This window comes from Variovorax sp. MHTC-1, from assembly GCF_003984645.1.
Lineage (GTDB): Bacteria > Pseudomonadota > Gammaproteobacteria > Burkholderiales > Burkholderiaceae_C > Variovorax.
This window is the reverse complement of record NZ_RWKI01000013.1, coordinates 1-12,451: the sequence shown is the minus strand read 5'-3', so window position 1 is coordinate 12,451 and position 12,451 is coordinate 1. Positions and strand designations below refer to the sequence as shown.

Below are 12,451 nucleotides of genomic sequence, written 5' to 3'. Positions count from 1 at the left end.
CAAATCCATTGGAACTGTCGGACGCGCTACTTTTCGGCCAGCTCGTCGAGGATCGGGCAATCCGGCCGATGGTCGCCGTGGCAGCATTCGGCCAGGCGCTCCAGCGTGCGCTTCATGGCTTCCATCTCCTCGATGCGCCGGCGCAGGTCGTCCGCGTGGGCCAGCGCGATGCGCTTGACGTCCGCGCTCGCGCGGCGCTTGTTTTGCCACAGCTTCAAGAGCTCGGCGATCTCCGCCATGCTGAAGCCGAGGTCGCGCGCGCGCCGGATGAAGCGCAGCGTGTGCACGTCGTTGGCGGTGTACTGCCGGTAGCCGGCATCGGTGCGGTTCACCTTGGGCACCAGCCCGAGCGACTCGTAGTGCCGCACCATCTTGGCCGAGACGCCGGAGCGGGCCGACGCCTCGCCGATGTTGAAGGGCTCCATGCCGAGCACTGCCTGGCTGTTGCTGCGGCTCATTGCGCGTTTCCTTTCCAGCGCCGCAAGAGCAGCGCATTGCCCACCACGCTCACGCTGCTGAGAGCCATCGCCGCGCCGGCCATCACCGGGCTCAGCAGGCCGAAGGCCGCGAGCGGGATGCCGACCACGTTGTAGACGAAGGCCCAGAACAGGTTCTGCCGGATCTTGGCGTAGGTGCGGCGCGAGATGTCGATCGCGTCGCTCACCAACGCCGGGTCGCCGCGCATCAGCGTGATGCCGGCCGCATGCATCGCGACGTCGGTGCCGGTGGACATCGCGATGCCGACATCGGCCGCGGCCAGCGCCGGCGCATCGTTGATGCCGTCGCCTACCATCGCAACGCGCCCGCCCTCGGCCTTCAGCTGCGCGAGCATTGCGGCCTTGTCTTCGGGCAGCACCTCGGCGCGCACGGTGTCGATCTTCAGCAGCTTCGCCACCATCTCGGCGCTGCCGCGGTTGTCGCCGGTGACCAGCGCGGTGCGGATGCCTTGCGCGTGCAGCTGCGCGATGGCCGCCGCGGCGCTCTGCTTGGGTGCATCGCCGAAGGCCAGGAGGCCGATCAGCTTCGGGCGGTCGCTCACGTCGGCCAGCCAGGACACCGTGCGGCCCTCGGCCTGCAGCTGCGACGCGCGTGCATCGAGCTTGCCCAGCGGCACCGAGAGCTCGCCCATGAAACGCGTGCTGCCCAGGCGCAGCGCGCGGCCCTCGACAGTCGCCGCCATGCCGCGCCCGGCGACGGCGCGGATCTCGCCGGCGCGCGGGATCTCGAGGCCCATCTCGTGGGCCCGTGCGAGCACCGCGCGGGCCAGCGGATGCTCGCTGCCCGCCTGGATCGCCGCGCTCGCGCGCAGCAGGGCGGCCGCGTCGCCGTCCGCCGCTTCGAAGGCGACCAGCTCCGGCCGGCCTTCGGTCAGCGTCCCCGTCTTGTCGAAAGCGATGACCTTCACGCTGTGCGCCACTTCGAGCGCCTCGGCGTCCTTGATCAGCACCCCGTGCCGCGCGGCCACGCCGGTGCCCGCCATGATCGCGGTCGGCGTCGCGAGGCCGAGCGCGCAGGGGCAGGCAATCACCAGCACGGCCACCGCGTTGAGGATCGCGGCCTCCCAGTCGCCGGTGCCGAACCCCCAGCCGAGCACGGTCACGAGCGCGATGCCGATGACGACCGGCACGAACACGCTGCTGACGCGGTCGACCAGGCGCTGGATCGGCGCCTTCTTCGCTTGCGCGGATTCGACCAGCCGCACGATGCGCGCGAGCGTCGATTCCGCGCCCACGGCGGTGGTCCGGACCACCAGCAGGCCCTGGCCGTTGACGGCGCCGCCGGTCACCGCGTCGTCCACCTGCTTGGCGACCGGCAGGCTCTCGCCGGTGATCAGCGATTCGTCGACCTCGCTCGCACCCTCGACCACGTGGCCGTCCACCGGCACGCGCTCGCCGGGCCGCACCACCACCAGGTCGCCGACCTGGACCTGCCCCAGCGCCACCTCCCGGTCCACGCCGTCGCGGCGCAGGCGCGCGCGCTCGGGGCGCAGCGCATTCAAGGCGCGGATCGCCTCGGTGGTCTGGCGCTTGGCGCGCGTCTCGAGCCATTTGCCCAGCAGCACCAGCGTGATCACCACCGCCGAGGCCTCGAAGTACAAATGCGGCGGCATGCCGTGGTCCACATGGGTATAGAGCAGGTAGGCGCTGAGCCCGTAGCCGGCGCTGGTGCCGAGAGCCACCAGCAAATCCATGTTGCCGGTGCCGGCCTTCAAGGCCTTCCATCCGGCGCGGTAGAAGCGGGCGCCGAGCCAGAATTGCACCGGCGCCGCCAGCGCAAGCTGCAGCCACCCGTCGAGCATCCAGGTCCTGCCGAACAGCGAGCCGAACATCGGCAGCACGAGCGGCGCCGAGAGCAGGGCCGCCACGGCGACCGGCCACCAGTCGGGCCAGCGGCGGGCGGCGGTGGCCGGCGCCATCGGTGCTTCCTCCTCGGCTTCGTGCGCGGCATAGCCTGCCTTCTGCACGGCGGCGATCAGGCTGTGCACGTCGAGCGTGCGGTCGGCGAGCTCGACCTCGGCCTTCTCCGTGGCCAGGTTCACGGCCGCGGAAGCCACGCCCGGCACCTTGGCCAGCGCCTTCTCGACGCGCGAAACGCAGGACGCGCAGGTCATGCCTTCGATCTGCAGGCTCAGCGCAGATGCGGGCGACGGCATCGCCAGGCTGTCGTTCATCGAATCTCCCATTTCCAGACGTTGTGCAGCTGGCACGGAGCTTCAACCTTCCCATGATGGGAGTGTCAAATGATCGCATGCGACAACCTTGCTTGGTACGCGGTCTACATGTGGCCCGTTCTCGCCGGTTGCCGTTTAATCTGCCTGTGGAAAGTAAACGAAAGTATTAGACGCGATGAAGCGCGCCGGGGAGATTCGCAATGGGAGATTGCAGCCAGTTTGCCGTGGCGCCCCCTGCAACCTACCGGGTGTGGGCAGACGACGCTGCGCGCTTTTCCACCTACAGGATTGCCGCGTTGCATCACAACATACACGAGCATCCCCTGTTCCAGATGCACGAACTGGCCAAGCTCGCCAAGGAGCTCGTGCCTTTCAGCCAGTGCCGGTTCATGCGGCGCGACGTCACGCCGGCTTGCAAGATCGCACACGACAGCCTGCATCCGGACGGGCGCAGCATTGACGAGTGTTTCGAGCGCATCGAAGAGCTGAACGCCTGGCTCGCCCTCTACAACATCGAAGTCATTCCACGCTACCAGGCCTTGCTCGATGAGATCGTGGGCACGATGCGTGCACAGATCGAGCGCGAGCAGCCCGGCATCTTCCGGGTGAACGGCTTCGTCTTCATCACGGTGCCGCCCTCGGTCACCCCCTTCCACATCGATCGCGAAAACAACCTCTGGCTGCAGCTGCACGGGCGCAAGACGCTCAACGTCTGGGATCACAGGGACCGCAGCATCGTGCCGGCCGAGGCGGTGGAGGATTTCATCGTCAGCCAGTCGCTCAGAAAGGTGCGCTACAAGGAGGAGTTCCGGCCTCTCAGCCACGAGTTCAACGCCCATCCGGGAGACGGCGTCTATTTCCCCAGCACCTCGCCGCACATGACGAGTTCCGACACCGCCTGGACCTCGCCGGGCGACCGGGTGTCGATCTCCGTCGGCGTGACCTTCTACACCTCGGCCACGCGCAACACCGCGCGCATTCACCAGGTGAACCGGGTCCTGCGCAGGTGCGGGCTGTCGCCTGCCTACCCCGGCGATTCGTCTGCCCTGGACGCCCTCAAGGCGCCCATGGGCCGCCTTGTCGGCGCGGCGCGCGCCTCGATCGTCAGCAGGATCGGGCCGGCCGCGCGCTTCAAGCTGGCGACGGCGCCGCCGCCGGGCTCGTACTGAGCGGGACTTCTCAGCGGCGCATCGTTTCCTGCCGCGTGACCGGCGGCGCATGGTTGCCCCACGAGCCACGGATGTAGGTGAGCACGGCGGCGATGCCGTCGTCGTCGAGCACATGGCCGAAAGGCGGCATGCCATAGGGGCGCGGATTGCCCGCCGTGGCTGGCAGGAAACCGCCGTGGCGCACTATCTGCACCAGGTTGACGGTCGAGTCCATCCGGACCACGCGATTGCCCGCGAGCGGCGGGTAGGCACCCTCGGCGCCCTGGCCGGCGTCGCCGTGGCAGTACGCGCAGCGCTGGTCATAGATCTGCGCGCCGCGCGCCATCACGCGCGCGTCGCGGCCCGCGGGTGCTGTCGCTGCAGCAGTCGGCACGCGTTCTGGCAGTTGCTTCAGGAACACCGCCATCGCCTGCAGATCTGTCTCGCTCAGGTGCTGGGTGCTGCGGTAGACCACGTCGGCCATCGGCCCCATGACCGAGCCGCGCGGCGAGCTGCCGTTCTTGAGCAGCGCGACCACGTGTTGCGTGTCCCAGTCCGCGACGCTGGCCTCGCGCCTGGAGTTGAGCGATGGCGCATACCAGTTCTCGACCGGGCCGCCCGCGAGGCCCAGCTTCTCCTCGGTGGCGCCCAGCACGTTGCGCGTGCCGTGGCAGGCGATGCAGTGGCCCAGGCCGTCGACCAGGTAGGCGCCCCGGTTCCACTCGGCCGGCTTGGCGGGATCGGCGACGAAGATTCCCGGCGTGAAGAAGAGCGCGCGCCAGACGGCGAGGGCGGCCTGCGTGTCGTAGGGAAAGCGCAGCTTGTGCGGCGCGTTCGGGGTCGCCGCGGGCGGGACGGTGCGCAGGTAGGCGTAGATCGCGTCGGAGTCCTCGCGCGTGACGCGCGTGAAGCTCGGATAGGGAAAGGCGGGGTAGAGCAGGCGCCCGTCCATCGAGCGGCCGTTGTGCAGCGCGCGCCAGAAATGCGCGGCGCTCCAGCGGCCGATGCCGGCGTTGTCGTGCGGCGTGAGATTGCTCGCGTACACCGTGCCGAAAGGCGTCTCGATGCCAAGCCCACCGGCATAGGGCGCGCCGCCGCGCGCCGTGTGGCAGCCGGCGCAGTTGCCGGCCAGCGCGAGATAGCGGCCGCGTTCGACCAGGGCCGGCGTGGCGGTGAAGGCGGCCGGCGTGTCGGGCAGCTTGTCTTCGCCGCGCAGGTTGAGCGCGACGATCGCGAGCGCGGCCAGTGCCAGCAGCGCGAACACGATGACGATCGCGTAGAGAAAGCGTCGCATGGCGTTCATCGCCCCATCGCGCTGCAAGGCATCGGCAGCGGTCCCGGCAGCGCGGCTGCAGGCTTGGGATTCGCCGGCACCGGCTGCACGGCCAGCCAGCTCGCCACCGCGTTGATGTCGGCCGAGTTCAGCTTGCGCCCTACCTGCGCCATGCAATCGGGCGGCAGCGCATGGCGGCCGTTGTTGAGCCAGTCGCCGAGCTGCGACGCGAGGTAGAGGCGCGGCAGGCCCAGCAGCGAGGGAATGGCGGGCGCGACACCGGTGAGCGCTTCGCCATGGCATTGGGCGCAGGCCGGAATGCCGCGGCGCGCATCGCCCTGCAGGGCGAGGGTCTTGCCGTGCTGCAGGCTTTGCTCCGACGCGTCGGTGCGGGTGGGCACGGGCGGGTAGGGCAGGTCGAGCTGGGCGAAGTAGCCTGCGATCTCGCGCAGGTAGGCATCCGAGAGGTGACGCACCATGTGGACCATGTCGCTGTTGAAGCGCCGCCCGTCGCGAAAGCTCAGCAGCTGGTTGTAGAGGTAGCCCTCGGGCTTGCCGGCCAGCCGCGGGAAGTAGCCCGCGTTGGTGCTGGCGCCTTCGCGGCCGTGGCAGGCGATGCAGGCGGCCACGCGCTGCTCGATGGTGTCGGGGACGCGCGCGGCTGTCGCAGCGGTGGCAGGCGGCAGCGTCACGAGGCCGCAGGCGGCGAACAGCAGGGTTCGCCAGAAGCGTGGGATGTTCATGCTGCGCGCGATTCTCCCCGCATGGTGGGCTGTAGAACAGGCTCAGTGTGCGCGCCGGCGACCGGGCCAGTTGCAGGCGCGGGGCGCTACAGTGCCCGCATGCGCATCCTTTTTTCCTGGATGGTCGGCTGGCAGCGCCTGCTGTGCTGCGCAATCATCGGCCTGGCGGCGGCCCTGCTGCCCTGGCCGCTGGACGGCATTGCGCGCGGCCTGCTGGGCTGGTGCTTCGGCGCCGCCGTGTACCTGCTGTCGGCCTGGTGGCTGGCCGAGCGTTCGGATGCAGAAAGCACGCGGCTGCGTGCGGTGTCGCTGGACCAGCCCAGCGCGCTGATCCTCGCAAGCATGCTCGGCGTGGTCGGCGCCAGCGTGGTGGCGATCGCGATGCTGCTACAGCAGGTCAAGCAGATGGGCGGCACGGAGCGCGCCGGTCACATCGCGCTCGGGCTGGTCGCGCTGGCGGGCTCCTGGCTCATGATCCACACGATCTACGGTTTCCACTACGCGCACCGCTACTACCAGGTGGAAAGCGGGCGCGAGCACCCGGGGCTGGATTTCCCCGGCAAGCTGGACCCCGACTACTTCGACTTTCTCTACTACGCCTTCGTGGTCGGCATGTGCTCGCAGGTGTCCGACGTGCAGGTCAGCTCGCGCGAAATGCGGCGCATCACGCTGGTGCACAGCGTGCTGTCCTTCGCCTTCAACATGCTGGTGCTTGCGCTGTCGATCAACGTGGTGGCCGGGGCGATGCAATAGCAACGTCGCGCTGCCGGCGACCCAGCTTGACCAGCCCCGTCGACAAGGCCACGCCGCAGACGATCACCACCGCGCAGATCAGCATCCACTGCGTGATCTCCTCGCCGAGGAAGACGGCGCCGTAGAACAGCGCGAAAACCGGCACCAGGAAAGTCACGGTCAGCGCGCGCGCCGGGCCGGCGGTCTCGATCAGGCGGAAGAACAGGATGTAGGCCAGGCCGGTGCAGGCGGTGCCGAGCACGATCAGCGCGAGCCAGGCCTGCAGGCTCGGCATCGTCGCCGGCCAGAACCAAAGGGCCGGCAGCGCGAGCGCCAGCGTGGCGCCGATCTGGCTGCCGGTCGCGGTGGCGAGCGCCGGCACGCCGCCCAGGTGCTTGCGCGTCAGGCTGGCCGCGAAGGCATAGCAGATGCAGGCCGCGAGACAGGCGCCGATGGCCCAGCGTGCAGCAGTCTCGTCCGCGCCCGACTGCAAGCCCGCGCTGCGGCCGGCCAACATCGCGACGCCGGCGAAGCCGATCACGAGGCCGAGCGTGCGCGAGCGATCGGGCCGCTCGCCGAAGAAGCCCCAGGCCACCAGCGCGCCGAACATCGGCACCGTCGCGTTGATCACGGCGGCGAGGCCACTGTTGATGGTGAGCAGTGCGAAGGAGAAGAAGGCGAAGGGCAGGCCGGAGTTGAGCACGCCGATGCCGAGCGCCGGCTTCCAGTACTGCGTGAAGCTGGACCATTGGCTGCGCATGAACAGCAGCGGGAGCAGAAACAACATCGCGATCGCGACGCGCACCGCGGCCGTCGGCAGCGCGCCGAACTCGGCGGCGCCGACGCGCATGAACAGGAAGGACGCGCCCCAGAGCATGCCCAAGAGCACCAGATCGACCAGCCAGCGTCGGCTGGCGGGACGCGCGGCGGTCGGGAGCGCAGCAGAGGTTGTCGTGCAGTCGCCTTCGCTCACAGTGCACCTTCCAGTTCGAGCAGCGCGCTCTTGCGCTCGAGTCCGCCTGCATAGCCGGTCAGCGAGCCGTTGGTGCCCAGCACACGGTGGCAAGGGACGATCACGCTGATCGGATTGCGGCCCACGGCGGCGCCGACCGCGCGTACGGCGGCCGGCTTGCCGATGCCGGCGCTCAAGGCGCCGTAGCTGGTGGTGCGGCCCGCGGGAATGGCGAGCAGGGCCTGCCACACCGCCTGCTGGAAGCCGGTGCCGTGCGAGAGGTCGAGCGGCAGGTCGAAATGCCGGCGCCTGCCGGCGAAGTAGTCGGCGAGCTGCGTGGCCGCCTCGCGCAGCACCGGATGGTCTGCATCGGGCTGCCAGCCGCCCGTGTCGGGCCAGTGGCGTTGCCGGTCGAACCAGGCGCCGGCCAGGCCTTCGTCGGTGGCGGCCAGCGTGATGCCGCCGAGCGGGCTGTCGATACAGCTGCTGCGAATGGGGGTGTTCTTGAATTTCATGGCGGATCGGAAGAAAGGGCTGCCGCGGCATCGACAGCGGGAGAAACAGGGGGAAGACTGTGCCAGGCCCGCAGCACAGCGTAGCTGCGCCACGGACGCCAGGCTTGCGAGGCTTCGGTCGCCGCGCGTGCCGAGGAGACGCGGAGCGCCTTCTGCAGCGCGACGTCGCCGGCCGGGAAGGCATCGGGCCAGCGCAGTGCGCGCATCGCGATGTACTGCGCGGTCCAGTCGCCGATGCCGGGCAGGGCCTGCAGGGCCGCGAGGGTGGCGGGGACGTCGGCGCCGGCATGCAATGCCAGCCGGCCCGCTTGCACTTCGCGCGCGAGCGCGCTCAACGCGGCCTGGCGTTGCCGCACGATGCCGAGCTGGCCCAGCGCGTCGCCGCTCGCGGCTGCGATGGCCGCCGGCGTGGGGAACAGGCGGTCCAGCCCGGCGACCGGCGTCGCGACCGGTGCGCCGAAGGCCTGCACCAGCCGCGTGCCCATGGTGCGCGCTGCGGCCACCGTGATCTGCTGGCCGAGCACGGCGCGCACCGCGAGCTCGAAGCCATCGACCGTGCCCGGCACGCGCAGCCCGTCGCCGTGCGGAAAGGCTGCATGCAGCGCGCCGTTGATCGCCATCGGCTCGGCATCCAGGTCGAGCATGGCGCGCACGCGGCTGATCACGATCGGCAGCACCGCGGCCAGCGAATCGCCGACGCGCAGCAGCAGCTGCTCGCGCTCTGCGTCGAAGCGAAGCTGCAGCCAGCCCGCATGCACGTGCTCGCCCTGCACGACGCGCAGCGTGCGCGCCAGTTGCGGCACGCCGCCGGTGTCGGTGATCGACTCGACGCCGCCGAGGGCCCGGCGCGCGAAGAAGCCCAGCATCGCGGCCGCGTCGTAGGGCGGCCGAAAGCCCAGCCGCACGTTGACGGCCTCGCCTTCGCGGCCATCGCCGGCAGGGCCGGCGCGCCGCAGCGCGCTCGGATTGAGTCCGTAGTGCGTCACGAAGGCCGCATTGAAGCGGCGCACGCTCGCGAAGCCGCTGGCCAGCGCGACCTGCGTCATCGGCAGCCGCGTGTCGGCGATCAGCTGCTTGGCTGCCAGCAGGCGGCGCGTCTGCAGGTACTGCAGCGGCGACACGCCGAACTGGGTCTCGAAGATGCGGCGCAGGTGGCGGTCGCTCACGCCGAGCCGTGCGGCGATGCGCGCGGCGCCGGGCCCGTCCTCGTCCCAGGCATCGGGTTCGTCGATCAGGCGCGCGGCTTGCAAGGCAAGAATGCGCGATGCGTCTTCGGTCGACCAACTCGCGGCCCGCGGCGCGAGCTCGGGCCGGCAGCGCAGGCAAGGCCGAAAGCCCGCTGCCTCGGCCTGCGCCGCATGGCGGAAGAAGCGGCAGTTCTCGCGCCGCGGCAGCTTCACGCGGCAGACCGGGCGGCAGTAGACGCCGGTGGAAGTCACGCCGGTGAAGAAGGAGCCGTCGAAGCGTGCATCGTGAGCCTTCATGGCCAGGTAGCAGGCGTCGCTCTCGAGTCCGGCGGTGGGTGCGGTGGCGGCAAGCATGCGGGGAATGATAGGTGTCCCGGCGCGCAGGAGTAGCCATTTCCGGACATTTGGCTCAGGAGGGCCATGCCTACAATGGTCCTCAGTTTGTGAACTTTCAAATTCAAAGGAAGCCCATGCAGCTCAGTGCATCGATCTTCAAGGCCTATGACATTCGCGGCGTCGTGCCCACCACGCTCGACGCCGAGGTTGCCGAGGCGCTCGGCAAGGCCTTCGGCAGCGCGGCGCGCGCAGCGGGCGAGAAGTCGGTGGCAGTGGGGCGCGACGGACGCCTGTCGGGCCCGGCCATCGTCGAGGCGCTGGTTGCCGGCCTGGTGGCCACCGGCATCGAGGTGATCGATGTCGGCGCGGTCACGACGCCGATGCTCTATTTCGCGGCCAGCACGCTGTCGAACAGCGGCATCCAGGTCACCGGGAGCCACAACCCGAAGGACTACAACGGTTTCAAGATGGTACTGGCCGGCCGCGCGATCTACGGCGACGAGATCCAGGGCCTCTACAAGGTGATGGAAGCCGGCAGCGCCAAGCTCGCCCCCGGCGGCAGCGTGCGCAAGGTGGACGTGACCGAGGCCTACACGCAGCGCATCGTCGGCGACATCAAGCTGGCGCGTCCGCTCAAGATCGTGGTCGATTCGGGCAACGGCATCGCCGGCGCGTCGGCTCCGGCGATCCTGCGTGCCATCGGCTGCGAGGTGACCGAGCTCTTCAGCGAGGTCGATGGCAATTTTCCGAACCACCACCCCGATCCCAGCAAGCCCGAGAACCTCAAGGACCTGATCGCCGCGCTGCAAACCGGCGACGCCGAGCTGGGCCTGGCCTTCGACGGCGACGGCGACCGCCTCGGCATCGTCACCAAGGACGGGCAGAACATCTACCCTGACCGCCAGATGATGCTGTTCGCGCAGGACGTGCTCTCGCGCGTGCCGGGCGGCACCATCGTCTACGACGTCAAGTGTTCGCAGCGCCTCGGCCCCGCGATCGAGGCCGCCGGCGGCAAGCCGCTGATCTACAAGACCGGCCACTCGCTCATCAAGGCCAAGATGAAGGAGATCGCATCGCCCTTGGGCGGCGAGATGAGCGGCCACATCTTCTTCAAGGAGCGCTGGTTCGGCTTCGACGACGGCACCTATGCCGGTTGCCGCCTGCTGGAGATCCTGAGCAAGACGCCGAATGCGAGCGACACGCTCAACGCACTGCCGACCAGCTTCTCGACGCCGGAACTCAACGTCAAGTGCGCCGAGGGCGAGCCCCACGCCGTGGTCGACCAGCTCGTGCAGACCGCGAAGTTCGATGCGCCGGCCAAGGTCTCGACCATCGACGGCGTGCGCGTCGACTGGCCCGACGGCTTCGGCCTCATTCGCGCCTCCAACACCACGCCGGTGCTGGTGCTGCGCTTCGAGGGCCAGACGCAGGCGGCGCTGGATCGCATCCAGAAGGAGATGCTCGCGCTCCTGAAGAGCGTGAAGCCCGACGCCACGCTGGCCGAAGCCGCACACTGAACTCCAGCTCAAAGCGTGCGTTCGTTGCTGCTGCGCCTCTACGGCGTCTTCACTTCCCTGGCCGAACCCCTGGTGCGGCGCAAGCTGCGGCGCCGGGCCGTGGCCGAGCCCGGCTATGCGCATGCAGTCGAGGAGCGCTTCGGCCACTATGACGAGGCCGCGAGCGGCACCGGCTGGTGCTGGATCCATGCGGTCTCGCTCGGCGAGGCGCGTGCGGCCGGCATCCTGATCGCCGAGCTGCGGCGTCAGTACCCGGGCATTCCGATCCTGCTGACCAACGGCACGGCCACCGGGCGCGAGGAGGGCGCCAAGCTGCTGGAGCCCGGCGATCTGCAGGTCTGGCAGCCCTGGGATGCGCCCGAACCGGTGGCGCGCTTTCTCGATCGCTTCCAGCCGCGCATCGGCGTGCTGATGGAAACCGAGGTCTGGCCCCAGATGTCGGCAGCCTGCGCCGAACGCGGCATTCCGCTGGTGCTGGCCAACGCGCGGCTGAACGAGAACTCGCTGGCCTCGGCCGAGCGCCTGGGCTGGCTCGCGCGGCCCGCTTACTCGGCATTGGCCGCGGTATGGGCGCAGACCGAGGCCGATTCGCACCGGCTGGTTTCGCTCGGCGCCAAGGTGGCGGGCGTGTTCGGCAACCTCAAGTTCGACGCCACGCCCGATGCGCGCCAGCTCGGCGCGGCCGCGCGCCTGCGCGAGCAGCTGCCGAGGCCGGTGGTGGTGCTCGCAAGCTCGCGCGACGGCGAGGAAGCGCAGCTGCTCGAAGTGCTCAAGCGCTTCGGTGCGCTGGCGCCGGTGCCGCCGGCGCAGGATGCGGTGCATTCGATCGCCAAGCGCGTGCACGACGTGCAATGGATGATCGTGCCGCGCCATCCGCAACGCTTCGACGAGGTCGCGGCGCTGGTCGAATCGCACGGCTTCGCGGTGGCGCGGCGCAGCGCGGCCGGCGCGCCGGCGGAATGCGAGATCTGGCTCGGCGATTCCTTGGGCGAGATGGCGCTCTACTACGGCCTGGCCGACGCAGCGCTGCTGGGCGGCAGCTTCGAGCCGCTGGGCGGCCAGAACCTGATCGAGGCCGCGGCCTGCGGTTGCCCGGTGATCATGGGGCCGTCGACCTTCAACTTCGCCGAGGCGGCCGAACTTTCGCTCGCGGCCGGCGCCTCGCTGCGCGTGGACAGCATGGAGCAGGCGGTGACGGCCGCGCTCAAGCTGGTCGAGAAACCCGAGCGGCGCGAAGCGATGGCCGAGGCCGCGCTGGCTTTCGCCAATTCGAACCGCGGCGCGGCGCAGCGCACGGCCACGGCGGTGCTGGCGATTGCGGAGGCCGCGACGGTCGAGACCGAAGAACGGGCAGAGCCCAGCCTCGAATAGAACGCG

At 69.8% G+C, this 12,451-nt stretch carries 11 protein-coding genes; 4 read left to right on the top strand and 7 right to left on the bottom strand.

All coding sequences use genetic code 11. The features are described 5' to 3' along the window. Window positions 1-26: 26 nt before the first annotated feature. Complete coding sequence (gene cueR, locus EJI01_RS19805) at window positions 27-458, bottom strand: Cu(I)-responsive transcriptional regulator (RefSeq protein WP_260602532.1); 432 nt, start codon at window positions 456-458, stop codon at window positions 27-29. Further along, window positions 455-2,671, bottom strand: coding sequence for a heavy metal translocating P-type ATPase (locus tag EJI01_RS19800; RefSeq protein WP_312846069.1), 2,217 nt, complete (start codon window positions 2,669-2,671; stop codon window positions 455-457). Before EJI01_RS19800 ends, cueR begins: the two co-directional genes overlap by 4 nt. Before the next feature lie 296 nt (window positions 2,672-2,967). Here EJI01_RS19800 and EJI01_RS19795 point away from each other — a divergent pair, with 296 nt between their 5' ends. Beyond that, on the top strand, window positions 2,968-3,840 hold the full coding sequence (locus EJI01_RS19795) for a cupin domain-containing protein (RefSeq protein ID WP_260602531.1): 873 nt from the start codon (window positions 2,968-2,970) through the stop codon (window positions 3,838-3,840). A gap of 10 nt (window positions 3,841-3,850) precedes the next feature. Here EJI01_RS19795 and EJI01_RS19790 read toward each other — a convergent pair whose 3' ends face one another. Both EJI01_RS19790 and EJI01_RS19785 read right to left on the bottom strand, forming a co-directional pair. After that, the gene (locus tag EJI01_RS19790) at window positions 3,851-5,113 is read right to left on the bottom strand and encodes a c-type cytochrome (protein ID WP_126838937.1); all 1,263 of its coding nucleotides are present in this window, start codon (window positions 5,111-5,113) and stop codon (window positions 3,851-3,853) included. Window positions 5,114-5,118: 5 nt separating this feature from the next. Continuing rightward, window positions 5,119-5,835 (bottom strand): c-type cytochrome, encoded by a 717-nt coding sequence (locus tag EJI01_RS19785; protein WP_126838842.1) that lies wholly within the window; start codon window positions 5,833-5,835, stop codon window positions 5,119-5,121. A gap of 99 nt (window positions 5,836-5,934) precedes the next feature. Here EJI01_RS19785 and EJI01_RS19780 point away from each other — a divergent pair, with 99 nt between their 5' ends. Continuing rightward, window positions 5,935-6,588 (top strand): DUF1345 domain-containing protein, encoded by a 654-nt coding sequence (locus tag EJI01_RS19780; protein ID WP_126838841.1) that lies wholly within the window; start codon window positions 5,935-5,937, stop codon window positions 6,586-6,588. On the opposite strand, the gene EJI01_RS19775 is transcribed toward EJI01_RS19780, so the two are convergent. From EJI01_RS19775 to EJI01_RS19765, 3 genes are read right to left on the bottom strand one after another with little or no spacing between them, the layout of a single operon-like run. Then, complete coding sequence (locus EJI01_RS19775; protein ID WP_260602529.1) at window positions 6,560-7,540, bottom strand: DMT family transporter; 981 nt, start codon at window positions 7,538-7,540, stop codon at window positions 6,560-6,562. The genes EJI01_RS19780 and EJI01_RS19775 overlap by 29 nt on opposite strands. Then, complete coding sequence (locus tag EJI01_RS19770; RefSeq protein ID WP_126838840.1) at window positions 7,537-8,034, bottom strand: methylated-DNA--[protein]-cysteine S-methyltransferase; 498 nt, start codon at window positions 8,032-8,034, stop codon at window positions 7,537-7,539. The genes EJI01_RS19775 and EJI01_RS19770 overlap by 4 nt, the downstream gene beginning before the upstream one ends. Continuing rightward, complete coding sequence (locus EJI01_RS19765; protein ID WP_126838839.1) at window positions 8,031-9,575, bottom strand: DNA-3-methyladenine glycosylase 2 family protein; 1,545 nt, start codon at window positions 9,573-9,575, stop codon at window positions 8,031-8,033. Before EJI01_RS19765 ends, EJI01_RS19770 begins: the two co-directional genes overlap by 4 nt. 116 nt (window positions 9,576-9,691) lie before the next feature. Between EJI01_RS19765 and EJI01_RS19760 the strand changes: the two genes are divergently transcribed. Next, window positions 9,692-11,074: a phosphomannomutase/phosphoglucomutase gene (locus tag EJI01_RS19760; protein ID WP_126838838.1), complete on the top strand. Its 1,383-nt coding sequence runs from the start codon at window positions 9,692-9,694 to the stop codon at window positions 11,072-11,074. 15 nt (window positions 11,075-11,089) lie between these two features. Then, window positions 11,090-12,445, top strand: a complete 1,356-nt coding sequence (locus EJI01_RS19755) for a 3-deoxy-D-manno-octulosonic acid transferase (protein WP_126838837.1) — start codon at window positions 11,090-11,092, stop codon at window positions 12,443-12,445. The last annotated feature ends 6 nt before the right edge of the window (window positions 12,446-12,451 follow it).